This is a genomic window from Clostridium sp. FS41 (genome assembly GCF_000954015.1).
Taxonomy (GTDB): Bacteria; Bacillota; Clostridia; order Lachnospirales; family Lachnospiraceae; genus Enterocloster; species Enterocloster citroniae.
On record NZ_JYHN01000067.1, the window covers coordinates 79027 to 103198 of the forward strand.

Sequence of the window (24172 nt, forward strand, 5' to 3'; positions counted from 1 at the left end):
CTCCTTCAGCCAATCATTCAGTTCCTGCCCCTTGGCGGCAGGCCCATGATCCCATAGACAGCGTCCATGTCCAGACTGGCCCTGAGTATATCCGCCAGCTTGTCATACTGCTGCCCGCGGTAGGATCTGTAGTCCCCGTTGGTTACCGTCTCCATGGACAAGCCCTTCTTTTTTGCCAGGCAGCTAATAATGTTCTCCCCAATACCGGGCGCATCAAACACGCCGTGGACATACGCGCCGTAGACATTTCCCCTGTTCCATCCGTCTGTCTTTACCTTTTTCCGGTCGCCTCCCCCTGCCTCCCCTGTCTGTTTTTCCATCAGGTACACCATGGGCCGGCAGATTTCCGGCTCCCGGCGCCAGGATACCAGCCGCGCTGTGTCCATGGCTCCGTTTTCCCTGTCTATGGCGGTTCTCCCCATATGGATCTCATATCCCTCAATACATGCGCCTGACAATGGCTGGAGCACTCCGTCCAGTTCCCCAAAGGAGCCTTCCACCTGTGTCCTCACCTTTTCTTCATAAAACTCGGTCCCAAGGGGAAGCAGCCCCATTCCGGCAATCTCCCTGTTCCCGTCAGACTCCACTCCCTGGGAATCCTTTAATCGTTCCCCCATCATCTGATATCCCCCGCAGATCCCCCACACAGGCACCTGCCTGTCCGCCAGCTTTAACACAGCCGCCTCCAGGCCATTCTGGCGCATCCACAGCAGATCCTGTATGGTATTCTTAGTGCCGGGAAGGAACACCATGTCCGGGGCTCCCAGTTCAGAGACCCTGGCCACATAGCGGAGGGACACTCCCGGGATTCTTGAAAACACATTAAAATCCGTAAAATTGGATATGCGTGGAAAACGGATAACAGCCAGGTCTATCATACCCGATTCCCCGCTGTCCAAATCCCGGCTGCTGTCCAGCCGTGTACTCAGGCTGTCCTCATCCTCAATATCCACATCCATGTAGGGGACCACTCCGGCCACCGGTATATGGCAAAGTTCCTCCAGCATATGGACTCCGGGATCCAGTATGGACTTGTCCCCCCGGAACTTGTTGATCACAAGACCCTTGACCCGGTCACGTTCCTCCTGTTCCAAAAGAGCGATGGTGCCGTACAACTGGGCGAACACGCCTCCCCTGTCAATGTCCCCCACCAGAAGCACCGGGGCATCCACAAGGGCCGCAAGTCCCATGTTAACAATATCATCTGATTTCAGGTTGATCTCAGCCGGGCTCCCTGCCCCCTCGATCACTATAATATCATACGCCTTGGACAGGCGCTCATAGGATGCCATAATGTCAGGCACCAGGCTGCGCTTAATGGCAAAATAGTCCTTTGCCTTCATATTCCCCCTGGAAATGCCGTGGACGATCACCTGGGAGCCCACGTCCGTGGTGGGTTTGAGCAGAATAGGGTTCATGTCCACGGAGGGAGGGACGCCTGCAGCTTCGGCCTGGACCACCTGGGCCCTGCCCATTTCCAGCCCCTCTGAGGTGATATAGGAATTCAGCGCCATGTTCTGTGATTTAAAGGGAGCGGTCTTATATCCATCCTGCATAAAGATACGGCACAGGCCGGCTGCCAGGATGCTTTTTCCCGCATTGGACATTGTTCCCTGAATCATGATCGATCTTGCCATTATGAATTTCCCCCTATGAGATCTGTATTTTCCTGTGTTCCTAAATCTGTATTCTCCTGTGTCCCGAAGTCTGTTTTTTCCCGTGACCCGGATGCTTCTGCAAAAACAGCCCTCATATGCCCCAGCAAATCTTTATTTTCCTCCCTGTTTTTTACGCAGATGCGGTAAAACGAACCGTCCAGGCCCGGATAATTGCCGCAGCTGCGTATAAGGACCCTTTTCTCCAATAGGCGGCGGCCCAGCTCCTCCCCCAGTTTTGTTTTAAAAAACACATAGTTTGCCTGGGAATCATACACGGTACAGCCCAGTTTTTTCAGCCCCTCCGTAAGCCACGCCCTCTCTGTCCCCATCAGTTTTCTCGTCCTCTCTACATATGCCTGTTCCTTAAGGGCAGCCTCCCCAGCCATCTGGGCCAGACCGGACACTGACCAGGGCTGTCGGACCATCTGAAGGGCTTCCATCAATGCCCCATCACAGCAAAGCCCGTAGCCAAGGCGAAGCCCTGCCATGGCATACAGTTTGGTAAATGCCTTGAGCACAAACAAGTTCCCGTAGTCTCCCAGATCCGGTATAACCGAATACAGCTGGGGCTGATCCAGGAAATCACAGAAACACTCATCCACCACCAACAGGGTGCCGGTCTGTCTGCAGGCAGATGCCGCCTTTGCCACAGCCCGGGAGGGCACCGGGATACCCGTGGGGTTATTGGGATTACACAGGAACACCATATCATAGGGGGCTCCTTCCTGTCCTGCTTGCAAAACCGTGGATACAAGCCGGTCCATGTCGGGGACAAAGCCAGCCTGTTCCTCCAGGAACAGGTAGTCCGGGCAGCAGCCCCATGCTCTCAGCGCCTGTTCATACTCAGTAAATGAAGGCGCTGTCACCAGGGCCCGTCCGGGTTTTAAGGCATACACCAGTCCAAAGATCAGATCCGCCGCCCCATTTCCGCAGATGACCCACTGTTCCGGGACCTGGTGGTGTCTGCCCAGTGCTTTTCTCAGCTTTCTGCATTGGCTGTCCGGGTACAGGCCGCACACATCTGTGTCCAGGCAACCGGCCAGCACCCGTCTAACCCCCTCAGGCAAGCCCAGGGGATTGATATTCGCAGAATAATCCAGATCTATTTCCCGGCTGTAAATGTCTCCTCCGTGCTGGTATTCCATGTATTTCTTCTCCTCTCCTTACCCTTGGTACACAGGGCAGATATGTTTTCTTTTATTGGGCCGGTTATAAATTGGCCCGGTTATAAATCGGACGATTTCAAACAGCTGCCAGGGCAGCGGCCAACACGGCGGCTAAAATCCCTTGTGCGGCAAACATCAGCTGATTGGCCCTTCTGATATCCGCCGGGACAATGGGCCTGTCATCCTCCCCTATGAAAGGCTTTTTGTGCAGGCTCCCAAAATACCAGGCATCTCCTGCCAGGCGCAGATGGAGGATTCCGGCGCAGGCCGCCTCCCCATGGGCCGAGTTGGGACTGGCATGCTTTTTCCTGTCCCTCAGGAATATGCGCCATCCGTTCATTCCGTCCATCCCCGGAATGAAAAAAGCGGCCAGCACCATAAGACAGCCCGTGACCCTGGCCGGGATCAGGTTCAGGACGTCATCCAGCAAAGCGGCCGTACGTCCAAAGAACCGATATGTGTCATTTTTATATCCTATCATGGAATCCATGGTATTGACCGCCTTGTAAAACGTTCCTCCGGCCGGACCCAATAAAGCCATGAACAGGAACGGCGCCACCACCCCGTCCGAGGCATTTTCAGCCACTGTCTCCACCGCAGCCCTGGCAATGCCGTCCCTGTCAAGGACGCTTGTATCCCTGCCCACGATCATGGACACATGATGCCTGGCCATTTCCACCTCCCCGTCCTCCAGGCTCCGGCACACTTTCATGCTCTCCGTGCACAGCCCCCTGGCTGCCATCATCTGATAACATATGAAGGTTTCCAGGCAAAAGAGAAACAGGAAGGATCCGGGAAATCCGGCGCTGCGGACCAGGCGGAAAAGTCCCCATGGGACCATCCACCAGACGGCACACATGATAAACGTGAGAACAGCTCCCGCAGCAAGCTCCCTCCCCCTCATGCGCCTTCTCAGTTCCAGCTCCAGCCGGGCTATCATCCGGCCCATGAGGCGGACAAGATGGGGAATGCAAACCGGGTCCCCAAACATCCAGTCCAGCGCGCATCCTGCCAGCAGCGCTGTGCTGTGAAATTTCCACAATTCAAGCCATCCCATGTTCTTTCCTGCTCCTTGTCATTTGATTCTCTGCCCTATTCCGCAGCACACTCTCCACACCTGGGACGCATACCCGGCTGCCTGGCAGCAGATTCTTCCCGCCGTCTCCCGGTATTGGCGTTCAAAGGGATCCACCGGGACAATCCCATACCCGATCTCATCCGTTACCAGGATCCTGTCCGGGTTCGCCTTCATAAGGGCGTCCGCCATCCCCCTTATTCCATCCGCTCCCCTTCCTTCCCCGCAGACTGATTCTCCCAGCATGAGACGCCTGATGAACAGGTGAAGATCATCACAATACATACCATCCATAAAGGACCCCCAGTCCGCACCGGCCCCATGGGTCCAGATAACGGGCGGACCGGGCATTCCTGATGGACCGGATTGCCCGGATGCAGCGGACGGCCCGGAAACTACGGATTCCTCAAGGGAGGGCAAAAGGAATTTTTCAACAAACGCCTTTTTACCCTGACATCTTCCTCCGATCACCAAGATCACAGCACAAAACCTCCTGTCCTTACCAGTATTACCAGCGCCCAGAAGCTGGCCAGTTCACAGATCTGCAGGAAACATCCCGCCAGATCACCTGTAATGCCCCCGAATTCTTTTACCGACATCCTGTAATACCATCCAAAGACCAGAAGCTGTACCCCTCCCACGGACGCGGCCAGGATCCCGGCCTCCTTCCCCGCGGTGAGACATGCCGCCGCGGCCAGGGCAGTACACAGGACCAGCCACAGGACCAGGACCAGCCTGTCCAGCCTCTTTTTGGATGTCCGGGCAAATCCGGCTGCCAGTCCGTCCTTTTTTGCCGGCGGAAACCATACCACGGACAGACCGCTGAGAGCCCGCTCCGTAACAAAATACAACAGCGGCACGGCATACAGGACCATTCCCGCCCCCTTCTGACGGGAAGCCAAAAGAAGTGCGTATTCATTGGCCGCCCCCAGGTACAGCATCATATAAACAGCTGTGGAAATAACTGCAAACGCCCCCAAATGGGGATCCTTCAGGATCTCCAGCTTCTTTGGCCTGTCGCCATAGGAATGAAGGGCATCCATGGTGTCCAGAAAACCGTCCATATGGATTCCTCCTGTTACCAGAACAGGGACGCAGGTTCCCACCAGGGCCGTGGTCCAGGGAGCAAAGCCAAGTACATCCAGACCGGCATAAAACCACGCTCCCACCACCAGTCCCTCCACAATTCCCACCATGGGAAAAAAACACATCACATAGCGCATCCGCTCCTGGGTCCATTCCACTGTGGGCATGGGGATCTTGGAATACATGGAAATGGCTATGATACAGGAATAAATTCCATTCATTTGACGCTGCCGCTCCTCTCAACACTGTTCCCGCACCTCTTCAGCCACACGGGAATCCCATAAACCACCTCCACCACCTGGTCCGCCATTTCCGCCAGACGTTGGTTCAGCAATCCCATGAGCCTGATATACTCCATAGTCTCCGGATCATACAGGATGCCGTCCATTGCCACCTCATTGGTGACAATCACCATATCTTTTACCTGGGCTGCGAGACATCTTATGTCCTCAGCCAGGACTTCGGCCAGGGAACAGGCATCCGGCCTTTCAGAGTGTGTCCGGTCAGCGCCGCCTGAGCCAAACATCTCATTTGCCGCCAGATTGGATACACATTCCAAAAGCACTGCCCGGTCCAGTCCCGTATCCGGCTGCTGACCGGGTCCACAACCAAGTCCATGGTTAGATTGACGGTAACGTTCATGGTCAGGTCCATGGCCGGAAAAAACGTTCCCCACGTCCCGCCGGCATTCTAAAGTGATAAATCCTTTTCCCCGGCGCAGTTCCTGATGACGCTTTACCTTAGCCCTGCCCTCCTCCCCAAACACCTCCATGGTCGCCACATAATAGCGCCTGGAACAAGGGGAGCCCATTATAAGGCCTTCTGCATATTCCGATTTTCCGCTGCCGCTGCCGCCTGTGACCAGGTAGATCATTTCCTTCCTCCCATTCCTCCGGATCCGATCCATATCCGGTTCCATCACTTCAGATGTTCATATTGCTCCACATGAATTTCCTCAAAGCTGCTCATCCGGTCATACACAACCGCCGCCATGTCAAGGAGGGGGAACAGGGCCGCTGCCCCGGTCCCTTCCCCCAGGCACATCCCGGCCTGGATGGCAGGCTTTAAACCCAGGGCTTTCAGCACCATTGCCCCTGCCGGTTCCGCTGAAATGTGGGAGGCCAGAAGATAATCCTTTACCGGCGGGCAGATGCCCACCGCCGCCAGGGCTGCCGCTCCTGTGATCAGTCCATCGATCACCACGGGAAGGCCCACCGCCCCACAGCCTATGTAGAAACCGGCCAGCGCCGCCAGGTCCAGTCCCCCCACCTTTGAAAGTACGTCCACGGGATCTTCCCTGTCCGGCCTGTGGAGGGCGATCCCATCCTTTATGACCCTTATCTTTCTTTTGTACCCCTCGGCGGTAAGGCCGGCCCCCCGCCCGGTCATCTGCCCAGGATCCTGATCCAGCAGAACGGACAGCACCGCACTGCTGGTGGTGGTGTTCCCGATTCCCATCTCTCCGGAGCCCGCCAGATTGTATCCCCTGCTTTTCAGACCTTCTGCGATCCGTATCCCCGCTTCCATTGCCATCACCGTCTGTTCACGGCTCATGGCAGGTTCCCTCAGGAAATTCTTTGTACCCATGGAAACCTTTTCCGGTATGACTCCGGGGATCTCCCCGCAGCAGTTCATGCCCACGTCCACAGGTATCACCTTCGCCCCTGCCTTTTCAGCCATCAGGCATACGCAGGAGCAGCCTTTTCCCATGTTTCCGGCCACAATGGCAGTGACCTCCTGCCCTGTCTGTGTCACCCCTTCCTCAACAATTCCATTGTCCGCGCACATAACCACAATTGCCTTTTTATCAATGGAAATGTGATGGGACCCCGAGGCTCCTGCAATACGGACAATATCCTCCTCCAGGACGCCCAGGCTGTTAAGGGGCTTTGCCACCCTGTCCCAATGTGACAAAGCCTGCTCCAGGGCGCCGCGGTCCGCTCCCCTGACCGAATGAATCGCTTCCTCCATTGTCATGCTCTTGTTTCCTTTCCAAATTTGATACACCTCGCCGCAAACCGTTCCACCAGTTGAGGACAGGAGGGATAATACAGGTGGGGAAAACCTGCCATCACATTTCCCTCTGATCTCATACACGGCCACGACCTGTCACCTACAGGTTTTCTGGCAGTCATTACACAGTCCTCTTTTTTCACCTCACAGTTCCAGTAATGGAACTCGTGCCCTTTGATCCATCCGCCAGCGGGCATATAGGGGAGTTCCCTTTCCGGATACAGGGTGATATATCCAAAACGCCCTTTTTCCCTGCCCCTATAGCCGCGGCCGGAAAACACCCCGGCCATGGGATAATCCTGTCCATCCGCCCCTTCCAGTGTATCCAACAGATAGAGGTATCCTCCGCATTCTCCCAATATGGGCATTCCCCTTTTAGCCGCCTCGGACACCGAAAGGCGCATGGTCACGTTTTCAGACAGCTGCCCGGCATGGTTTTCCGGATACCCTCCGCCAAACAGAAGCCCATCCAGCCCATCCGGCAGCTCCCTGTCATGGACAGGGCTGAAATACACAAGCCTTGCGCCCGCCTGCTCCATGGCATCCAGGTTGTCCCTGTAATAGAAGCAGAACGCCTCATCCATAGCCACTCCAAGAGAAAATCTCTCAATATTTTTCTTGGAATCTGTTTTTTGTATACATTCTTTTTTTGAGTTTTTTTCTCGCGAGTTTTTTTCTCGTATTTTTGCCTGTCCGTTAACATAGCCGGAAACCGCTGCCAGCTTTTTTATATCCACTGTCCTCTCCATCACATCGGCCAGCTGCTCCATCTGACCTTTGAGTCCCTCTATCTCATGGGGAAGGATCAATCCCAGATGGCGGCTTTGGACCTGAAGGAAGTCCAGCTCAGGCACATATCCCACCACAGGTATATGAAGCTGTTCCTCCACCAGTTTACCCATCCGTTCATATATCATGGGAGACATACGGTTAAACAGGACGCCTGCAATATGATTATGGCAGGAGGGACTCTCCCTCCGGTCATACGGCGGGATATATTCCATGAACCCATGGATCTGGGCTGCCAGGGACAGACTGGCCCCTTTTGCATCCACCACCAGTATCACAGGGATCTCCAGGATACCGGCCACCTCATAGGAGCTGCCCTTTACGCAAATACCTCCCAGGCCGTCAAAATATCCCATCACTCCCTCAACCACGGCAAAGTGGTCCATGGCAGCGCCTGAATACTTTCTGCGCATATGCTCCGGTGTCTCAAAAAAACTGTCCAGATTTCCGCTTTCCACGCCCAGCACCTTGCGGTGAAACAGGCCGTCAATATAATCCGGTCCGCATTTGAATCCCCAGGGATCCCATCCCTTTCTTTCAAGAAGGGACAGCAGGCCGCAGGTCACCATGGTCTTTCCGCTTCCGCTTTTCCCTGCAACGATCATAACTCCTGCCATTGTATCTCACCCCCGCCGCCGGCCGGTTCCTCCGCATCGGCCGGATACTGCATGGCTGCCACATACACGGGATTCTGGGCTTTGGGCATGTGATATCTGCCCACGGATTCCACCGGCGCTGCCCATACCTGGACCAGCTCCGTTTCCCGGAATCCGAATTCGCGGATACAGTCCAGGATCTCCCCCACGGTCTCCAATGTAATGGCATTGGCCACAATGCGGGTTTCAGGGTTGGCTTCCAAAAGGGTTTCCACGATCTCCTTCATCCTGCCCCCGCTTCCCCCGATAAACGCATGGGTGGGAGCAGGAAGCTCCTTCATCGCCCCGGGAGCCTCCCCCTCCACGATATGAAAGCCCTGCCAGGCCCCATGGAATTTCTGGGCATTGGATTGGATCAGCTGCAGAGCTTCCCCGCTTCGCTCAATGGCATACACTTCTCCGGTGCCGCCCCTGCGCCTGATCTCCATCCCCATTTCCACGGCCACGGATCCGGTGCCTGCGCCGATGTCATAGCACACAGCGCCATCGCCTATACGAAGTTTTTCCAGGGAAAGCCGTCTGACCTCAGCCTTTGTCATGGGCACCTGCCCTCTGATGAAATCACTGTCCTCAGGCCCTGCTGCGGGATAGAGCTGTCCCTCCAGCGCCTGCTCATTCTCCACCAAAACACAGGCAAGGCTTCCGAACGGATGATGTTCATCCTCCATGATCAGTTCCGCCGGTGTCATCTCCCAGCTAATCCGCTCGTCCTCATAGGAGAAATTTTCTCCCGCCCATACGCTCACATGGCTCATGCCGCTGCTCACCAGCTGGCGGCAGAGGGAAGGCACGCTTCCCGGTCCTCCCAGAAGGACAAAACAGGACCTGTGGTTCCTTATATGGGCAACCACATCACACTCCCGTCCGTGGTTGCTCACAGCATGGACATTCTGCCAGCTTTTCCCCAGACGCGCGCAGAAGTAGGATAAGCTGGATATGCCCGGAACATACTCCACATCCCAGCCCTCTCTCATAAAGGCTTTGGCAGCCGCCTCCGCGCCGCTGTAAAAGCCGGTGTCCCCGGAAAGCACCAGCGCTGCCTCCTCCCACTTAAAGCTGCCCAGCCACTGCACCATCTCGCTTGGTTTATAGGCGGAAAACACACGCTTTCCCTCCGTATATGAGCGAACACTTTCCAGCATGCGTTCCGCTCCCGTAACCACCTGCGCTGCCTCCAGGCAATCCATGGCCCGGCCTGTCAGCTGGTCCTCGCCCCCCATGCCGATCCCCACCAGATATACAATTGGACGCAGCTCATCCATATATGCATTGTCATCCCTCATGGTCCATCCACTCCTTTATCTGTTTTTTTACTTCCTCCAGTGAAATTCCCTGGCCGCTGTCCGGTCTGTCTATTAAAACGGCCGTGATCCCGGCCCTGGAAGCCGCGTCCAGCTTTTCCTCCAGCCCTCCGGCCCGGCCTCCGTCCTTGGTAACAAGGTAACGGCAATCATATTCACGGATCATAGCCAGGTTCATTTCCCTGGAAAAGGGACCCTGCAGGGCAATGATATGGCGTCCTTCATACCCCAGGTTCCTGCACATCTGCACAGACTCCACAGACGGCAGGACCCTGGCATATACCCTCTGCCGGTAATTCTTAAGTTCACAGAAGGAAGCCAGCTCCTTGCTGCCTGTTGTCACCAGTATATTGCCCTCCCTGTGCTTTAACCAGGAAACTGCTGTCCCCAGATCCGGGACGGAGACCACGTTCTCACGCTCCCTGCCTTTGTCCCTCTGACACCGCAGAAGACGGATCCACGGCCGTGTCTCACATGCCGTTCGTATGTTCCGCGTAACCTCAACCGCATAGGGGTGGGTGGCGTCTATTACCATCCCCGGCTTTACCTGGTCCAGCAATGCCTCCATCCCGGCCCGGTCAAGGCGGCCCTGCCGGATGTCCGGCTGCGCGTCCGGCTGCATGCCCGGCTGCGCGTCTGGCTGCGCGTCCGGCTGCGCATCTGGCTCCACTGTGCAGGATTCCATTATATACTGCCCATATTCCGTGGCCACGCATACCACTGTCTCGCATCCCATGGATACGAGATATCCGGCCAGCAGGCGGCCTTCCGTGGTGCCCGCAAAAAGCACTGCCTTTTTCTTTTTTTTACTTTCACTTTTCTCCATGCCTGTAGCCCCTGGGCGTCACCATATACGGCCCGATCTGTTTGGTGTGCGAGTTTCCAATGTACACAGTGGTAAACATGTCCACCTGCCTGTCCTTTATCTCCTCTAAGGACAACACCTCCATGGACTGTCCCTCCCGTCCAATATTGGCCACCAGACCGCAGACCGTATCCCCGGACCTGTATTTCAGGATCCGCTGGCATGCCTGTCTGAAATAATCAGGTCTCCCCTTGCTGGCAGGATTATAAATACACATGACAAAATCCGCCCGGGCCGCTGACTCGATCCTGTCCCAGATCGTATCCAGCGGCGTCAGTCTGTCGCTGAGGCTGACAACTGCAAAATCATGCATGAGGGGAGCTCCAAGAACAGCTCCTCCCGCACATGCGGCAGTAACTCCCGGCACGATCTTAACCTCTATCCCGGGATACTCCTTGGACAGCTCCAGCATCAAGCCTGCCATGCCATAGACGCCGGCATCCCCGCTGCATATCATAGCCGTGTCCTTTCCCTCCATACAGCACTCCAGGGCCTTACGGCACCGTTCTTCCTCCCGTGTCATGGCTGTTGTCAGAAATTCTTTCTGAGGAAAATGCTCACGCACCAGATCCACATAGACCGTATAGCCTGCAATGACCTGGCAGCGCCTTAAGGTTTCCAGAGCCTCCCCGGTCATTTGTCCCACGTTTCCAGGTCCCATGCCCACCACATACATGGTGCCCGGGGCGCGCTTTCCCTCCCTGTACATGGTCGTAAACCCAGGATCATACAGTTTAGAACGCTCATACCCCTTCTGGGCCACGCTGTCCCCCACCACGATCAGAGCCGTCTTTGTGATATGCTCCTTTTCCGCCGCTTCCTTCAGGGTTCCCACCGTGCAGCGCACCACCTTTTCCTCCGGCCAGGTGGCCTTATAGACAATGGCCGCCGGCGTATCCGCCTTATATCCGCCCTCCATCAGCTCCCGGGACAGTTCCTTCACCATTCCCGTGCTCAGGAATATCACCATGGCTGCACCGTGGGACGCAAAACCGCGTATGGACTCCCGCTCCGGAACCGGAGTCCTGCCCGCCATTCTGGTGATCACCACGCTCTGTGTCACATCCGGCAGTGTATACTCCATTCCAAGGGCTGCCGCAGCCCCGCAAAAGGAACTTACCCCCGGACATATATCATATGCAATCCCCTTTTCATCCATCCAGTCCATCTGCTCCCGGATCGCCCCGTAAATACAGGGATCCCCTGTGTGAAGGCGCACCACGCAAAGGCCTGCTTCCCAGGACCGCTCCACGATCCCCATCACTTCCTCCAGGGTCATCCTGGCGCTGTCATAGATAAGCGCGCCTTCCCTGGTCATGTCAAGAAGCTCAGGATTCACCAGGGACCCTGCATAGATCACCACATCCGCTTTGCCAAGCAGTTTTTGTCCTCGCACTGTTATCAGATCCGGGCTTCCCGGACCTGCTCCTACTATATGTATCATCCATATCACCTTCCGCTTCATTGATTCGCCTTCAAACGTGCAAGCATCCCGGACGCTCCCGGTGTCATTCCCAGTATCCCCCGTTCATTGGTAAATACCAGGGCCTGGATATCCAGTCTGCCCGCCGCCCTTTGTTTCAGATGTTCCGTTATACGTTCCATGATCCGCTCCATCACCTGTTCCCGAAGACCTTCCCTGGTTTCCAACAGCCGAAGCCCTTCGTCCACGGTGATGGCATCCAGTATCAGGTTTACCAAAGAGCAGCCGGCTCCGCAGGCCGCTCCATATGCTGCCAATATCTCCATGCGCCCATCTGCCACTGATGAGTGGGTGTTCATAATACCTGCCGCCAGTTTCAGCAGCTTTCCTCCATGTCCCACCAGGAACAGGGCCTTTACCCCTTCCTCCACCGCCATATCAATGGTACTGCCGATGAAATTACTGCACTTGACCGCCTGGTCCAGCCCGATCCCCAGGGAATGCTCTAAAAACGCCTCCCCGTAATTCCCGGGAGCAATGATAACCCTTTCATATCCTGCCAGCACCTTCTGCCTCAGCTCCAGGCGTATGGTTTCCAAAAGGGCCGATTCACTCATGGGTTCCACCATACCGCTGGTCCCCAGTATGGAAATGCCTCCCTGTATTCCCAGTTTGCTGTTAAAGGTCCTCTTTGCCACTTCCACTGCCCCTGGTACGCTGATCTCGATCTGCAGAAAACCTTTGAATCCGTATTCCATGCACTGGTCAGCCACCTGCCGGAAAATCATCTGCCGGGGCACAGGATTAATAGCTGCTTTTCCCACCTCACAGTTCAATCCATCCTTTGTAACAGTTCCAACTCCCACTCCGCCTACTAATCTCAGGCAAAATTGGTCATTTTTATATTCATAAAACCCACTTTTACAAATGTCCCTCTCCCCGCAAACTGTGATCCTGGAATATACGGTCAGCCCATCGGTCACATCAGGGTCATCCCCCGCGTCCTTCCTCACCCCGCAGGAAACAAAGGCCTGTCCCATGGAAATGTCCTCCACCTCCAGATCCAGCCCTATCCCCTTAGGCGTGGTAATGGCCACCTGCTCTGTCCGCCTGCCGCCAAGCAGCATAACGGCAGCCGCCAAAGAAGCCGCTGCCGCACAAGTACCCGTGGTATATCCCCATCGCAATTTTTTCTGATTCTTATAGATGTATGAGTCTCCCATCGTATCACCTGCTGTCCAACCTCTGACTTATAAGCTAAAAGTATACCATATCTATATGTATTTCTCAATGTTTAATTTGACCGGAAGCACGGCGGCAGCCACCGTGATCCCGTCCCCGGCTTCACGGCCAAACGCCAGGCCTCCCCCCTTTGCCAGACAGGCTCTCTCGCACACATTGCCCACGCCTACGGTCCGTCTGACAAAGTCCGATTCCCGAAACTCTCCCTTCACCCCGGACAATTCACAGGCGCTGTAAAACGCCAGTTCCCACCCACGGTCTCGGGCCAGCGCAAGCACGGCCGCTTCGTCCCGTTTCACATCAATGGTAGCCAATGTTTTTACAGAAGCCGGATCGATCCCATGTCTGTCCAGGCACTCCCTTACCCGGTGCTCCAGAGCATGGACCTCCACTCCGCGGCGGCATCCAACGCCCACTGTCACAGCTTTTGGCACCAGTCTTAACAGCCCGGGCTTGTCCTGTTTCTCCCCGGACGTTTGATACCGTTCTTTCCATATTCTCTCATCATTCACCGTAATCCAAATATTTCTTTCACAGACATCCCGGACACATCCAGCCGGCACCCGGCCGGTCCCCAGGTCAAAATCACTGAAAAAGCCTACCGGCGTCCCCTCCAGCAGATCCACGGATACCTGCTTTGCAGCTTCCCTGTCCGCGATCACAAGCCGGTTCTCGGCTGCAAACACATCCACTGCAAAAAGGCCGTTCACGTCAGTGGCAGTGGTGATGACGGGAACAGCCCCCAACAGACGCGCGATCCGGACGGCCAGACGGTTTGCCCCTCCCACATGGCCGGACAGGATGGGTATGACAAAACGCCCTGCCTCATCCACCACTACCACGGGAGGATCTTCCATCTTATCCCGGACAAAGGGGGCAATGGCCCTGACAGCGATCCCGGCCGCTCCCACAAACACCATGGCCCTGTGGTCGCCAAACATGGCCGCGGTCCACTGGTCAAGGGACTGTTCCCGGCACTGTATATTAATATTTTCACATTCCCCGTCCCGGAAACGCTCCGGTACATATCCGGTGCATTCCAGCATTTCCCCTGCCAGTCCGTTAGCCAGCCGGCTGCACAGCCGGCTTCCCTTGGCTGTAAAACTGATAATTCCTATCTTCATCTGTATTCCTCCGCTGCCCAACCCCCGCTCCAGTATAACGGATATTTAATCCTGCTGCAATGCCTCCTGCTTCATCTCGCGCTTGCGCTTTGTGATCAATCCTCCGATCCTTCCGCTCTCCTTTGCCGTCAGGCTTCTCCATCCGCCTTCGATGACCTTGGATTCCAGTCCCAGTTCCTGGGCAATCTCAAATTTCAGCTGGTCCTGGGGACTTAAGTTATGAGGATCAAAGGGATCTCCCTTTTTTGCTTTTCCCATGCTAATTTACAGCTCCTTTCATATCTTTCAATTAAGTACAAAAGGATTATGCCCATGCACAGGCCCCCCTATACGGTCTTTACAACTAATTCCAATTACTCTTGCTTTTTAACTTGTTGTATATTATACTGAATCTATATTTATTGTCCCATTATATACAATATTTTGACGAAATTTTCACATAATCTATCGGCTATATATTTCATGTTAAATGTAGAAAGGAAGCACAACGTGAATATCGCAGTAATTGATGACTCCATTGATGAGGCGCGTCAGTTGGCCGGTTATATAAACACGTATTTTACGGATGCACATATCTGCCAGCAAACGACAATATTTAACACTGCCGCTGACTTTCTTCATTTATGGCACAGGAATGCATTTGACCTTGTTTTTATAGATATTTTTCTGAAAGGAGAGGCATCCGGAATCCGTGTTGCAGAACGCATCCGCAAGGATGATGACCAATGCGCCCTTATCTTTACCACCAGCAGCACAGATTTTGCCCTGAAGGGGTATGAAGTCCGTGCCCTGGACTACATGGTAAAGCCCCTGCGCTACGGAAAGTTCAGCCAGACCATGGACTATTTCAGATCCGTGTCCCAGAAAAAGCGCAGCCACTATATCGAAGTAAAAGAAAGCCGCATCATGGTCAAGCTGCCCATTGACGATATCCTGTACACGGACTACAGCAACCACTACATCCAGATCCACCTGGAGGATAAGACCGTGAGAACCTATATGAGGTTCCATGACTTTTCTAGTCTGCTGCTGTGTTATCCCCAGTTCATATGCTGTTACAGGAACTGTATCATCAACATGGATAAGGTTTCCGCCCTTGAAAAGACGGAATTTGTGCTCACCACAGGAGAACAGCTTCCCATCACCAGGAATCTGCGGTCCCAGATCCATCAGCAGTATGCAGACTATCAGTTTTCAAAGCTAAATGGAGGTATCTGATGGTTTCTATCGATATTCAGCTGGTCTGTACGATCCTGGCTGAGATTTTATTTGTAATCCTTCCGTTTATCATTACATTCCGCAAAGAATGGAGATTTTCTGCGGCTAAAATTACAGGTATTCTTGCAGGATACCTTTTTTTTGTGTGCCTTTTTACCTTTGCATCCCTTCGTTTTTCCAGGGATCAGATTTATCTTCCCTGGGTCTGCATCACCATGACGGCCAATGTACTGCTGTGCAGATGGCTTTCAAAGGCAGACTGGCAGGTGGTGGTGTACACGCTGTTTCTGTTTAAAAACTTCGCTGATATTGCTGTCTTTTGCGCCAGCCTGATCTATGCTTCCAGGAACCTTCCCAAAGGAAATCTCCACATCGCCAACGCAGAACTGGCTTACCGCCTGCTGCTGCTCTTTGTCATGGTCAGCAGCGCCTACTATCTGCTCCACTGTTATCTGCTGGAAGCTGTGGATTACACGCGCCCCCTGCCGGTGTGGAAGCATCTGGTCTCCATTCCCGTGCTGTTCTTTATCGTATATCACTTTGATACAGGAAGTGTTCCCGCCCAGCTATTCCTGGCCAGACATCCCAATGCCGCCTTCTCTGTTATGGGCTGGGCCGTATGTATTTACGCGGTGCATTACGTAACCCTGAGAATCCTTTCCAGACTGGCCCAAAGCTATGCCATCAAGGAACAGTACCGGACCACCAGGCTCCTGGCCAGCGTTCAGACCTCCCAAATGGCGACCCTTCAGTACAACCTGGACCAGCTTAAGAAAGTGCGCCATGATTACCGCCACCACCTTATCACTCTCAAGGGACTCCTGGAGGAAGAAAAGGCAGATCAGGCCCTGGAATATATCAACGAATATCTGGGAAGCTTTGAAGCCCTTTCCATGGTGCAATACTGCTCCAACGTATCCTCCAACGCCCTTCTCAATTACTACATCAAGCTGGCGCAGGATCAGGGAATCGATGTGGAGACCTCCATTTCGCTTCCGCCCTCCCTACCCGTTCCCGAGATCGATTTCTGCACCATTCTTGGAAACCTGCTCTCCAATGCGGTGGAGTCCTGTATGCGCCAGACCTGCGGCCCTGCCTCCATTGCCATCAATATCGGACAGGCCGGCAAATCCATGATCGCCCTGTCCGTACGCAATACCTACACCCATGTCATATGCCTGAAGGACGGACGTTTCATGTCCTCCAAAAGGGATGATCTGGGCACCGGCACATCATCGGTGCGCTACCTGGTGGACCGGTATCACGGAATCCTTAAATTCACCTACGAGGAAGGCATCTTTGAAGCATCCCTGCTTTTAAATCCGCTTATGAAGTAACTATAAGGCGCAGGTAACCAGTTCCCGCCCAAAGACAAAAACCGGCTGCAGGCATCTGTCTGCAACCGGTCTTATAACATACGATTATTCTTCTACCTGCTGTGCTACCGCATCAATATCCACGTCAGCTACATCCAGATCCTGTGCCGCAGGAGCCATCATAGCCTTGATGCTCAGGCTGATCTTGTGGTCTGCTTCGTTGAAGTCTACCACTCTTGCTTCAATCTCTTCACCGATCCTCAATACGTCTGCTGGCTTCTCAACATGTTCTCTGGAAATCTGGGAAACATGAAGAAGAGCATCTACGCCCGGCTCCAACTCAACAAATGCGCCGAAATCCGTCATACGCGCCACACGGCCTACTACAACATTACCAACAGCATACTTCTCTGCTGCCTGTACCCATGGATTCGCCTCAGGGAACTTAAGACTCAGGGCAATCTTCTCACCCTGGATATCCTTGATCAGGACCCTCACCTGGTCTCCGGCCTTGAATACCTTCTTAGGGTTCTCAACACGGCCCCAGCTCATCTCAGAAATATGAAGCAGTCCATCCGCTCCGCCCAGGTCAATGAATGCACCGAAATCTGTCACATTCTTAACAGTTCCTTCCACTGCATCACCAATCTGGATTCTGGAGAACAGTTCTTCTTTCAGCTGTGCCTTCTGTGCAACCAACAGCTGCTTTCTGTCGCCAATGATCCTTCTTCTCTTGGGATTGAACTCTGTAATCACAAATTCAATGTCCTGTCCGGCATACTTGGACAGATCTTTCTCATAGCTGTCAGATACAAGGCTGGCCGGGATAAATACCCTAGCGCCCTCAACCTCAACGCTTAAGCCTCCGTCTAATACCTGTGCTACCTTTGCGGTCAGAACCTCCTGGTTCTCAAACGCCTCTTCCAGACGCTTATTGCCTCTGTCAGCCGCCATACGCTTATAGGATAAAGAAACCATGCCCACGCCGTCATTCAGCTTAATGACTTTGGCTTCCATCTCCTCACCAATCTGTACTTTGGTGGTCAAATCTACATTATTGTCGTTGCTGTATTCATCACGGGTAATAACGCCTTCCGACTTATTCCCTGCAATACTCAGAATAATCTCATCTTTGCTGACTTCGATGACCTGACCGGTAACTATCTCTCCTGTACGTATTGGTTTGGTTGATTCTTCCTCTTCCTTTAATAACTCTGCAAAACTCTGCTCTGCCATTCTGGTATGAACCTCCTCAATAATCTTTTTTGGGGTGGATGCCCCAGCTGTAATACCTACGCTGCGCACAGAAGATACACTGTCAGGATCTAAATCGCCGAGTGTCTGAATGTAACATGTGTTTTTACATTCCTTGAGGCATATTTCATATAGCTTCTGGGTGTTAGAAGAATGCCTGCCACCTATAACAATCATGGCCTCCACCTGTGAAGCAATCCTCGCTGCCTCCACTTGTCTTTCCTGTGTTGCATTGCAAATCGTATTTAAAACACTACTATCATAACCCTTTTTTGAAAATTTTTCAACTAATTCTTTAAATTTGTTGTAATTAAATGTCGTTTGGGACACGATACACAGCTTCTGACCCTTAAGAAGAGAAAATTTATCAACCCCTTCCCCGTCTTCTATGACCGTGGTGTACTCATTTCCCCAGCCCCTGATTCCTTCCACTTCGGGATGGTCCGGGCTTCCGATGATCACCACCGCATCCCCTGCCTGGGAATGTTCCGACACGATGCGGTGAATTTTCTTCACAAAGGGGCAGGTGGCATCCACAATCGCCACCTGGCGCTGGCCGAGGATGTCATATATGTGACGGCTGACTCCATGGGAACGGATGATGACCGTCCCCTCTCCCCTGGGCAGGGACAATAGATCCGCCTCTGTCTCCAGCACCCGGACGCCCTTGCTCTCCAGGTCCTTTACCACTTCCTCGTTGTGGATAATGGGTCCATAGGTATAAATAGGCCCCTTTGCCCGCCCATCCTTCACTGCCTGGATCTGCTGGTACACCTGATCCACGGCGCGCTCCACGCCGAAACAGAAGCCGGCGCTTTTAGCCACCACCACTTCCCGCTCCATGGTCACACCTCCAGCCCATGTTCACGGGCAATGGCAATGATGGCATCCGCCACCTGGCTGATGGTCATGAGGGAACTGTCAAGGAGCACGGCGTCCTCTGCCTGCTTTAGGGGTGAATGTTCCCTGTTCATATCCCTGTGATCCCGCTCTTTTATATCCTCTGCAATGGACTCCAGGTCGCACTCCACACCCTTTTCCACCAATTCCCCGTACCGCCTCTTTGCCCTTACATCCACCGAAGCTGTGAGGTAGATCTTGGCAGGCGCATCGGGAAGCACACAGGTTCCGATATCCCGGCCGTCCATAATAACATTTGTTTTTCGCGCCAGCTCCTGCTGAAGTTCCACCAGCTTTTCCCGGACAGGCATGTAAACAGAGGTGGCTGAGGCCATGCTGCCAACCTCCTCGGTGCGGATCAGGTCTGAGACATTTTCCCGGTTCAGGATCACCTGCTGAGCGCCGTCCTCGTACCGGATCGTCACGTCCACATCACGGCATGCCTCTGCAATGGATGCTTCATCCGCGGGATCAATGCCTTTTCTCAGAAAATGGAGGGCCATGGTGCGGTACATGGCGCCCGTGTCCACGTACACAAATCCCAGCTTCTTTGCCACCAATTTGGCAATGGTACTTTTGCCCGCTCCCGCCGGACCGTCAATTGCTATGTTAAAATGCTTCATGCTTTCATTACTCTCCTGTCTTATAATGAGTTTTCAAACGTCCTCCGGCGCCTTGGCCGGACTGGCCCTAAGCCAGGGCCGCGCCCCTGCCTGCCGCCCATCCCGTGGACCATGCGATCTGCAGGTTGAACCCTCCGGTAACCGCATCCAGATCCAGTATTTCTCCTGCAAAATACAGTCCCCGCACCCGCTTGGATTCCATGGTGGAGGGATTTATGTCCCGGACAGAGATGCCTCCCTGGGTGATGATCGCTTCCTTGTAGTCCCTTAAACCGGTCAGGGTGAAGGTGAGCCCCTTGGTCACCTTCACAAGCCTGGCCCGTTCTTCCCTGGTCACCTCATTGACCTTCTTATCCGGATCAATGCCGCTGCGCGCAATGATCACGGGGATCAGTTTGGAGGGATACAGATGGGACAGGGAATTGCGGAACTGTTTATTCATGCTTTCCGTAAAGTCCCGCAGGATCCTGTCATCCAACTGCTCCGTGGACAATGCAGGCTTTAAGTCAATGACCAGATCCAGGGGCTGCTTCCTGATTGCCTTTGCCCCAAAGGAGCTGGCGCTTAAAAGCAGGGGGCCGCTGACTCCGAAATGGGTAAACAGCATTTCCCCAAAATCCCGGAACAGCTCCTTTTTACCAGCTGATATCCATGCCTCCACGTTCTTCAGGGACAATCCCTGAAGTTCCTTTACAGTATCCGCTTCCTTTACCTCAAAGGCCGCCAGCGCAGGGGACAGGTCCGTTATCTTGTGCCCGCTTTCCCTGGCCCACTCATAGCCGTCACCGGTGGAACCCGTGGTGGGGTAGGACAAGCCTCCTGTGGTCACGATCACGCCCTCCCCGCTGTGAATGCGGCCGCCCACACGGACTCCCACACAAACACCGTCCTCTATCACCAGGCCCTCCACCCTTTGCTGAAGGTGGATCCGGACCTCCTCCCTTTTAAGGATCGAGGTCAGGGCAGCTATTACGTCAGACGACTTGTCCGACTGAGGGAACACACGGTTCCCCCGCTCCACCTTGAGCCTAAGCCCCGCCTGCTCCAGCAGGTTCATCATATCCTGGTTGGTAAAGCCGAAAAAACTGCTGTACAGGAACTTGGAGTTGCTCACCACCGATGCCAGAAGCTCCTCCATATCGCACGCATTGGTTATGTTGCAGCGGCCCTTGCCTGTGATGAATAATTTTTTTCCAAGTTTCTCATTTTTTTCATAAAGGTGCACCTTGGCGCCTTCCTTTGCGGCGGCAATGGCAGCCATCATCCCGGCTGCCCCGCCTCCCACTACGATTATCTCTTTTGTGTCACTCATCTGCTCTCTTTTACTTTCTTGATTTTCTTTTCCAGGGCATCCACCACTGTCTGAAGCACCTTTACCCTGGCATAGTGCTTGTCATTTCCTTCCACCACGATCCAGGGCGCATAGGTGGTGGAGGTGCGGACCAGCATCTCATTGACCGCATCCTCGTACTGGTCCCACTTTTCCCGGTTGCGCCAGTCCTCATCCGTGATCTTCCACTGCTTTAAGGGGGCTGCCTGACGTTCCTTGAACCTGCGCTCCTGCTCGTCCTTGTCGATATGGAGCCAGAACTTAAGCACCACCGCGCCTGCATTGGCCATGTGGGATTCCATCTCGTTGATCTCCTGGTAGGCCCGCTTCCACTGGGTCTCTGTGCAGAACCCCTCAATACGCTCCACCATGACCCGTCCGTACCATGTGCGGTCAAAAATGGCAATATGGCCGGCCTTTGGCACATTGTTCCAGAAACGCCACAGATAGTGATGGACCTTCTCTATGTCATTGGGCGCTGCCGTGGGATTCACCCGGTATCCCCGTGGATCCAGCTGACTTGTCAGACGTTTGATGGCGCCGCCCTTGCCGCCGGCATCCCAGCCCTCAAATCCGATGACCACGGGGATCCGAAGCCGGTAAAGTTCACTGTGAAGCTGGGCAAGCCGTTTCTGCAGCTTTTTCATCCGCTCCTTATACTCTTCCTCCGTCAGGCTTTTAGACAGGTCAATGCCTGAGAGGACTCCGTTTTTAAAGCGGTCCCTGGTTGTCTTTAAAGGAGTTTTCTCCGCCGGCTTCTCCCCGGCAGCCTTTCTCTCCTCCAGCTCGCTTTCCAGACGGTCCATGACGGCTGTCACGATCTTCAGCGCAGCGTAGTCTCTATCCACTGCCTCGATAATACTCCATGGCGCATAATCCGTATCCGTGTTCTCCAGCATCTCCTCATTCATGGTGAGATACCGTTCAAACTCCTTGTTCCTCTCCCAGTCCTCCCTGGTGACCCTCCATGCAGTCTCCTTAGACCCGTCCAGCTTTTTAAACCGTTTTTTCTGCTCCTCTTTGTCAATGTACAGGAAAAACTTTATTATGACCGTGCCGTCATCGCTCAGCTGCTTTTCAAAGGACAGTATGTCCTGATATGCGTCAGGCAGCTTATCCTCGGGCGTCAGCCCGTCAAAGCGGTCCACCTGCACGCTGCGGTACCAGCTTCTGTCAAAAATAGCGATCCTTCCCCTGGCCGGCGTCTTGGTCCAATAGCGCCACAGGAAAGGGCGCATCTGCTCATCCTCAGTGGGCCTGTCACATGCGTACACGTCAAATCCCCTGGGATCCAGGGCCTGGATCAGCCGGTTGATCTGAACCCCTTTGCCTGCAGCCCCCATTCCCTCAAACACAATGATCACGGGAATCCCGGCAGCTTTGCACTCCCGCTGCAGCAGTCCCAGTCTCTGAGAGGCCTCATCCATTACCTTGCGGTATGATTTCTTATCTACGGTTTTATTCAAATCAATTTTTTCCAACATATGCAGATCCTCCTTGTTCTCAGGCACATGATGACAGACAACCTCTTATTATTTTATCCAGTATACCATATTTTTTACTATTAGAAAATAAATAATGACAAGGGGATGGATTTTCCAACATATTCCTGAAAAAATGGCACGGTGCTTTACCGTGCCACTCTTTTGTTGCATATTTAAGTTATTGACCCGATCCCGGATCCTTTGTTCTTTCTCACAGTTCTGTGATCACAAAAATGTCGTAGATCGCACGGATCGCTGTCTCAAAGTCATCATTCTTCACCCCGATGATAATGTTCCACTCACTGGAACCCTGATCGATCATCTTAATATTCACCCTGGCATGGGCAAGGGCGGAAAATACCCTTCCCGCAGTGCCCCGGTTTGACCTCATGCCCCGGCCTACAACTGCGATCAGTGCCAGGTCCGACTCCAGCTCCACGGTATCCGGCTCCACAGCCCTGTGTATCCCGGCGATCACAGACTGCTCATATTCCTCAAATTCAGACTGGTGCACATAGACCGTCATGGTATCAATGCCAGAGGGCATGTGCTCAAAGGAAATGCCGTACTGCTCAAATACGCTTAACACCTTGCGGCCAAAGCCCACCTCGGCGTTCATCATGGCCTTCTCAATGTTGATGGAGCAGAATCCTTTCTTGCCCGCGATCCCTGTTATGGTATGGCGGGGTTTGCGGCAGGTGCTCTCCACGATCAGCGTACCCTTATCCTCAGGACGGTTGGTATTCCTGATATTGATGGGGATCCCCTCCTTGCGGACCGGAAATATGGCATCTTCATGAAGGACGCTTGCGCCCATGTAGGACAGTTCCCGAAGTTCCTTGTACGTAATGGTCTCGATCACCTCAGGATCATCCACGATCCTTGGGTCTGTCACCAGGACACCGGATACATCCGTCCAGTTCTCATACATATCCGCATGGATCGCCTTGGCCACAATGGAGCCGGTCACGTCAGAGCCGCCCCTGGAAAATGTCTTCACCGTGCCGTCATGTTTGGAACCGTAAAATCCTGGGATCACCGCCCGCTCCACATGCTCCAGGCGCTCAGACAGCTCCCTGTTGGTCAGATCCGCCTCAAAGTTTCCGTTATCGTCAAAAAAGATCACTTCGGCTGCGTCAATGAATTCATATCCCAGGTAATTGGCGGTCACAATACCGTTCAGGTACTCTCCTCTGGAAGCGGCGTAATCCCTTCCCGCCTTTGCCAGGAAATTCTCCTCAATCCTCTCGAATTCGTGGTCCAGGTTCAGGTTTAAGTTGAGGCCGTCAATGATATCCAGGTATCTGCTTTTGATCTTCTCCAGGATCTTCTTGTAGGACCTGCCTTCCACAACAGCGTCATAGCAGGCATACAGCATATCCGTAACCTTCTCATCCTTGTCACTGCGTTTGCCCGGCGCGGAAGGAACCACGTATCTTCTGGACTTATCAGCTTTTATGATATCCGCCACTTTCTTGAACTGTCTCGCACTGGCCAATGAGCTTCCGCCGAACTTCACCACTTTTTTCATCTTATCCGTCTCCCTTGCTTCTAACTTTGCACTGCTTATATCTTAACAAATCAACTGCTTTTATACTCTATGGCGTTACAAGTGCAAATGATACCTTACTTTAGCAAGTATGTCAATA

Annotated in this window: 21 protein-coding genes and 1 pseudogene; 2 read left to right on the forward strand and 20 right to left on the reverse strand. The window is 53.7% G+C overall.

The window, feature by feature from the left end; genetic code table 11:
* Positions 1-17: 17 nt before the first annotated feature.
* The 15 genes and pseudogenes from CLFS41_RS20145 to CLFS41_RS20210 form a co-directional block, all read right to left on the reverse strand.
* The gene (locus CLFS41_RS20145) at positions 18-1637 is read right to left on the reverse strand and encodes a cobyric acid synthase (protein ID WP_007863990.1); all 1620 of its coding nucleotides are present in this window, start codon (positions 1635-1637) and stop codon (positions 18-20) included.
* The gene (locus CLFS41_RS20150) at positions 1637-2803 is read right to left on the reverse strand and encodes a threonine-phosphate decarboxylase (protein ID WP_045093280.1); all 1167 of its coding nucleotides are present in this window, start codon (positions 2801-2803) and stop codon (positions 1637-1639) included. Before CLFS41_RS20150 ends, CLFS41_RS20145 begins: the two co-directional genes overlap by 1 nt.
* Positions 2804-2900: 97 nt before the next feature.
* Positions 2901-3881 carry an adenosylcobinamide-phosphate synthase CbiB gene (cbiB, locus tag CLFS41_RS20155; protein ID WP_007863986.1) on the reverse strand — a complete coding sequence of 327 codons (981 nt, stop codon included), beginning with the start codon at positions 3879-3881 and terminating at the stop codon, positions 2901-2903.
* 18 nt (positions 3882-3899) lie between these two features.
* The gene (locus CLFS41_RS20160) at positions 3900-4379 is read right to left on the reverse strand and encodes a bifunctional adenosylcobinamide kinase/adenosylcobinamide-phosphate guanylyltransferase (protein WP_045093281.1); all 480 of its coding nucleotides are present in this window, start codon (positions 4377-4379) and stop codon (positions 3900-3902) included.
* On the reverse strand, positions 4376-5206 hold the full coding sequence (locus tag CLFS41_RS20165) for an adenosylcobinamide-GDP ribazoletransferase (RefSeq protein WP_045093282.1): 831 nt from the start codon (positions 5204-5206) through the stop codon (positions 4376-4378). The genes CLFS41_RS20160 and CLFS41_RS20165 overlap by 4 nt, the downstream gene beginning before the upstream one ends.
* The gene (locus tag CLFS41_RS20170; protein ID WP_007863979.1) at positions 5203-5859 is read right to left on the reverse strand and encodes a bifunctional adenosylcobinamide kinase/adenosylcobinamide-phosphate guanylyltransferase; all 657 of its coding nucleotides are present in this window, start codon (positions 5857-5859) and stop codon (positions 5203-5205) included. Before CLFS41_RS20170 ends, CLFS41_RS20165 begins: the two co-directional genes overlap by 4 nt.
* Positions 5860-5903: 44 nt before the next feature.
* Positions 5904-6962 carry a nicotinate-nucleotide--dimethylbenzimidazole phosphoribosyltransferase gene (gene cobT / locus CLFS41_RS20175; protein ID WP_045093283.1) on the reverse strand — a complete coding sequence of 353 codons (1059 nt, stop codon included), beginning with the start codon at positions 6960-6962 and terminating at the stop codon, positions 5904-5906.
* The gene (locus CLFS41_RS20180) at positions 6959-8404 is read right to left on the reverse strand and encodes a cobyrinate a,c-diamide synthase (protein WP_045093284.1); all 1446 of its coding nucleotides are present in this window, start codon (positions 8402-8404) and stop codon (positions 6959-6961) included. Before CLFS41_RS20180 ends, cobT begins: the two co-directional genes overlap by 4 nt.
* The gene (locus CLFS41_RS20185) at positions 8389-9726 is read right to left on the reverse strand and encodes a bifunctional cobalt-precorrin-7 (C(5))-methyltransferase/cobalt-precorrin-6B (C(15))-methyltransferase (protein ID WP_007863975.1); all 1338 of its coding nucleotides are present in this window, start codon (positions 9724-9726) and stop codon (positions 8389-8391) included. The genes CLFS41_RS20180 and CLFS41_RS20185 overlap by 16 nt, the downstream gene beginning before the upstream one ends.
* Entirely contained in the window at positions 9716-10570 is an 855-nt protein-coding gene (gene cobK, locus CLFS41_RS20190) for a precorrin-6A reductase (protein WP_045093285.1), read from the reverse strand. The genes CLFS41_RS20185 and cobK overlap by 11 nt, the downstream gene beginning before the upstream one ends.
* The gene (cobJ, locus tag CLFS41_RS31205; protein ID WP_347468729.1) at positions 10557-11318 is read right to left on the reverse strand and encodes a precorrin-3B C(17)-methyltransferase; all 762 of its coding nucleotides are present in this window, start codon (positions 11316-11318) and stop codon (positions 10557-10559) included. Before cobJ ends, cobK begins: the two co-directional genes overlap by 14 nt.
* Positions 11304-12053, reverse strand: a pseudogene (cobM, locus tag CLFS41_RS31210) (precorrin-4 C(11)-methyltransferase); the annotation flags it as partial. The pseudogene cobM and the gene cobJ, both read right to left, overlap by 15 nt.
* A gap of 17 nt (positions 12054-12070) precedes the next feature.
* Positions 12071-13255, reverse strand: a complete 1185-nt coding sequence (gene cbiD, locus CLFS41_RS20200; RefSeq protein ID WP_045093286.1) for a cobalt-precorrin-5B (C(1))-methyltransferase CbiD — start codon at positions 13253-13255, stop codon at positions 12071-12073.
* Positions 13256-13306: 51 nt separating this feature from the next.
* Positions 13307-14398 carry a cobalt-precorrin 5A hydrolase gene (locus CLFS41_RS20205; protein WP_045093287.1) on the reverse strand — a complete coding sequence of 364 codons (1092 nt, stop codon included), beginning with the start codon at positions 14396-14398 and terminating at the stop codon, positions 13307-13309.
* Positions 14399-14443: 45 nt separating this feature from the next.
* Positions 14444-14656, reverse strand: coding sequence for a small, acid-soluble spore protein, alpha/beta type (locus CLFS41_RS20210; RefSeq protein WP_007863968.1), 213 nt, complete (start codon positions 14654-14656; stop codon positions 14444-14446).
* 231 nt (positions 14657-14887) lie between these two features.
* Here CLFS41_RS20210 and CLFS41_RS20215 point away from each other — a divergent pair, with 231 nt between their 5' ends.
* Together CLFS41_RS20215 and CLFS41_RS20220 are read left to right on the forward strand one after the other, a co-directional pair.
* Entirely contained in the window at positions 14888-15616 is a 729-nt protein-coding gene (locus tag CLFS41_RS20215; protein ID WP_007863967.1) for a LytTR family DNA-binding domain-containing protein, read from the forward strand.
* Positions 15616-16953: a GHKL domain-containing protein gene (locus CLFS41_RS20220; RefSeq protein WP_007863964.1), complete on the forward strand. Its 1338-nt coding sequence runs from the start codon at positions 15616-15618 to the stop codon at positions 16951-16953. The genes CLFS41_RS20215 and CLFS41_RS20220 overlap by 1 nt, the downstream gene beginning before the upstream one ends.
* An 84-nt stretch (positions 16954-17037) precedes the next feature.
* Here the strand turns inward: CLFS41_RS20220 and CLFS41_RS20225 are convergent, their stop codons facing one another.
* From CLFS41_RS20225 to CLFS41_RS20245, 5 genes are all read right to left on the reverse strand, one after another.
* Positions 17038-19029 (reverse strand): bifunctional 4-hydroxy-3-methylbut-2-enyl diphosphate reductase/30S ribosomal protein S1, encoded by a 1992-nt coding sequence (locus CLFS41_RS20225; protein ID WP_045093288.1) that lies wholly within the window; start codon positions 19027-19029, stop codon positions 17038-17040.
* Positions 19030-19031: 2 nt separating this feature from the next.
* A complete protein-coding gene (cmk, locus tag CLFS41_RS20230; RefSeq protein WP_007863961.1) occupies positions 19032-19709 on the reverse strand; it encodes a (d)CMP kinase in 678 nt (225 codons plus the stop codon).
* A gap of 67 nt (positions 19710-19776) precedes the next feature.
* Positions 19777-21021 carry an NAD(P)/FAD-dependent oxidoreductase gene (locus CLFS41_RS20235; protein ID WP_045093289.1) on the reverse strand — a complete coding sequence of 415 codons (1245 nt, stop codon included), beginning with the start codon at positions 21019-21021 and terminating at the stop codon, positions 19777-19779.
* Positions 21018-22523, reverse strand: coding sequence for a polyphosphate:AMP phosphotransferase (gene pap, locus CLFS41_RS20240; RefSeq protein ID WP_045093290.1), 1506 nt, complete (start codon positions 22521-22523; stop codon positions 21018-21020). Before pap ends, CLFS41_RS20235 begins: the two co-directional genes overlap by 4 nt.
* A gap of 211 nt (positions 22524-22734) precedes the next feature.
* A complete protein-coding gene (locus CLFS41_RS20245) occupies positions 22735-24054 on the reverse strand; it encodes an aspartate kinase (RefSeq protein WP_007863957.1) in 1320 nt (439 codons plus the stop codon).
* Positions 24055-24172: the final 118 nt, after the last annotated feature.

Excerpts from the sequence above, each read along its gene's own strand:
- CLFS41_RS20145 (WP_007863990.1), bottom strand. The coding sequence starts at position 1,637 with ATGGCAAGATCGATCATGATTCAGGGAACAATGTCCAATGCGGGAAAA.
- cobT (WP_045093283.1), bottom strand. The coding sequence starts at position 6,962 with ATGACAATGGAGGAAGCGATTCATTCGGTCAGGGGAGCGGACCGCGGC.
- CLFS41_RS20185 (WP_007863975.1), bottom strand. The coding sequence starts at position 9,726 with ATGAGGGATGACAATGCATATATGGATGAGCTGCGTCCAATTGTATAT.
- cmk (WP_007863961.1), bottom strand. The coding sequence starts at position 19,709 with ATGAAGCATTTTAACATAGCAATTGACGGTCCGGCGGGAGCGGGCAAA.
- CLFS41_RS20165 (WP_045093282.1), bottom strand. The coding sequence starts at position 5,206 with ATGAATGGAATTTATTCCTGTATCATAGCCATTTCCATGTATTCCAAG.
- CLFS41_RS20245 (WP_007863957.1), bottom strand. The coding sequence starts at position 24,054 with ATGAAAAAAGTGGTGAAGTTCGGCGGAAGCTCATTGGCCAGTGCGAGA.
- pap (WP_045093290.1), bottom strand. The coding sequence starts at position 22,523 with ATGTTGGAAAAAATTGATTTGAATAAAACCGTAGATAAGAAATCATAC.
- CLFS41_RS20205 (WP_045093287.1), bottom strand. The coding sequence starts at position 14,398 with ATGAAGATAGGAATTATCAGTTTTACAGCCAAGGGAAGCCGGCTGTGC.
- CLFS41_RS20235 (WP_045093289.1), bottom strand. The coding sequence starts at position 21,021 with ATGAGTGACACAAAAGAGATAATCGTAGTGGGAGGCGGGGCAGCCGGG.
- CLFS41_RS20170 (WP_007863979.1), bottom strand. The coding sequence starts at position 5,859 with ATGATCTACCTGGTCACAGGCGGCAGCGGCAGCGGAAAATCGGAATAT.
- CLFS41_RS20150 (WP_045093280.1), bottom strand. The coding sequence starts at position 2,803 with ATGGAATACCAGCACGGAGGAGACATTTACAGCCGGGAAATAGATCTG.
- cbiD (WP_045093286.1), bottom strand. The coding sequence starts at position 13,255 with ATGGGAGACTCATACATCTATAAGAATCAGAAAAAATTGCGATGGGGA.
- cobJ (WP_347468729.1), bottom strand. The coding sequence starts at position 11,318 with ATGTACAGGGAGGGAAAGCGCGCCCCGGGCACCATGTATGTGGTGGGC.
- CLFS41_RS20220 (WP_007863964.1), top strand. The coding sequence starts at position 15,616 with ATGGTTTCTATCGATATTCAGCTGGTCTGTACGATCCTGGCTGAGATT.
- cbiB (WP_007863986.1), bottom strand. The coding sequence starts at position 3,881 with ATGGGATGGCTTGAATTGTGGAAATTTCACAGCACAGCGCTGCTGGCA.
- CLFS41_RS20180 (WP_045093284.1), bottom strand. The coding sequence starts at position 8,404 with ATGGCAGGAGTTATGATCGTTGCAGGGAAAAGCGGAAGCGGAAAGACC.
- CLFS41_RS20210 (WP_007863968.1), bottom strand. The coding sequence starts at position 14,656 with ATGGGAAAAGCAAAAAAGGGAGATCCCTTTGATCCTCATAACTTAAGT.
- cobK (WP_045093285.1), bottom strand. The coding sequence starts at position 10,570 with ATGGAGAAAAGTGAAAGTAAAAAAAAGAAAAAGGCAGTGCTTTTTGCG.
- CLFS41_RS20225 (WP_045093288.1), bottom strand. The coding sequence starts at position 19,029 with ATGGAGCGGGAAGTGGTGGTGGCTAAAAGCGCCGGCTTCTGTTTCGGC.